At 50.7% G+C, this 1,733-nt stretch carries 1 protein-coding gene and 1 pseudogene; one reads left to right on the top strand and one right to left on the bottom strand.

Annotated elements, in window-relative coordinates; translation table 11 throughout:
- Positions 1-19: 19 nt before the first annotated feature.
- Positions 20-211: pseudogene (locus NW852_RS02225) on the top strand (transposase); the annotation flags it as partial.
- A gap of 93 nt (positions 212-304) precedes the next feature.
- Here NW852_RS02225 and NW852_RS02230 read toward each other — a convergent pair.
- Complete coding sequence (locus tag NW852_RS02230) at positions 305-1,636, bottom strand: type II secretion system protein GspD (RefSeq protein ID WP_414426425.1); 1,332 nt, start codon at positions 1,634-1,636, stop codon at positions 305-307.
- Positions 1,637-1,733 lie beyond the last annotated feature (97 nt).

Consider the following 1,733-nt stretch of genomic DNA (forward strand, 5'->3'; position numbering starts at 1 on the left):
CCCTAAGAGGAGTAGTTAGCTGTACCTGCCTGTGTATGCGCCGGAATTGAATCCTATTGAGATGATGTGGTCGGTGTTGAAGCATTTTATTTGGCAGTTTTCCAGAATTGGAAAGTATAGCCTGGAGCAGATAGTGAAGACTTCTTGACTACTGAACAATCCATCCTGCTTCCGAGGTTGGTTTGCTAGGTGTTGCTACTGTACCCCTTGATTCTTTGACAGGCTGTAATGCACAAGTTACTAACGACTAGGATGGCCGAGAATTGAGAAACTTGACGGCTTAGCATACTAACTTCCTACTGTCTTATAGATTAGAAGGTAGACCAAAGGCTACGTTATCGTCCATGATATAGGGCGTCAGCATAAAAACTACTTCATTGCGCTCATTATTCACAGCCTGGGAGCGAAACAAAGCACCTAGAAGAGGCAAGTCCCCTAACAGAGGAACCTTACGAACATCGACAGTATCTCTGTCTTGGATTAGGCCGGCGATAATAAAAGTCTGTCCGTCTCTTAGTCTCAATTGAGAGGCTTCTAACTGTCTCCTATCAATGTTAAAAAGCTGGATCCCTGCAAAGTCTCCACCTTCCAGCACTTGGATGGGTATGGGGATGGAAATCTCAGGCCGAATAGTTAAGGTAACAAATCCATTGTCATCTATCCTGACATCCGAAACGTTTAAGATAACTCCAGCCTCCTCTCTCTGCAAACGCTGGGTAACAACTGGTGGCTGGTTTTCTCCTTGGGGTATAGTAATGGTTTCGACGTTTACAGGCACGCTGGTGGCAATGCTAATCCGGCTAGAGCTGCCATCTGCCACCACCACTTTGGGATCGGTTAAAATTTTGCCGGTTCCGTTCTGAATGGCTGCTTGAACTCGCAAAGCCAAGGATTGTTGCAGGCGGTTGAGGGTATTGAAGATACCTGTAATAGAGCCAGATGGCCCAGTGGGGCCAATGGATTCTACTGAGGATCCCTGAGGCTGGTTCAGTGGCTCGCCACCGAAGCTTGCCCCTCCCAAGGTTCCAACAGCAAAGTTACCAGAGGCTCCGCCCAAGTTAACCGATAAGCTCTCGTTGTTGTTCAGACGGATATCGACCGCTCTTACGGAAATCAAAACCTGCCGCCGGCGCACATCCAGTTGAGCAATCTGGGCAGCGGCGATGTCCTGCTGTCGCTCGGTGCCGATCACGGTAATGGAGTTGGTGCGCTCGTCCACATCAAATTGGGCGCCTGGAGCTACGGCATTTAAAACAGCTTCGAGACGAGGAGCTATATTTGCGGCAACGGCTTGGTTCAGGCGGTAGTTGCGCACTAGGATCCCGCTCACCCCTGGCAGGTTTTGTCCAATAAAGACAGTTTGGCCCCGTCGCTGTGCCTGTAGCTGTTTTAGCCGCAGGATAAAGTTAAACGTCTCTTGCAGGGGCGAGTCCTGCACGTCCAAAGAGATAGTCAGCTCGGGTGGAACGTCGTTGAGCACCACATTCAAACCTGCCCGTCGCACCAACAAACTCAGCACATCCCCCACAGGAGCATCCTTCAAGGTCAGGCTAATCTTGGCGTTGGTTCCCAGGTCAACCGGAGGGGGATCGGGTAGAATCGTGCCGACAGCAATATCTCCAGCCGGAGGAGCCACAGCTCTTCCTTGGAAAGGAGACTCAGCAGGCAAACTTCCTGGTGGCAGTTGGGGTTGGTTAAGCTGCCCTACGGAAGGCACCTGAGAAATGACCGGC

The sequence above is a fragment of the Synechococcus sp. H60.1 genome (genome assembly GCF_047462335.1).
Classification (GTDB): domain Bacteria; phylum Cyanobacteriota; class Cyanobacteriia; order Thermostichales; family Thermostichaceae; genus Thermostichus.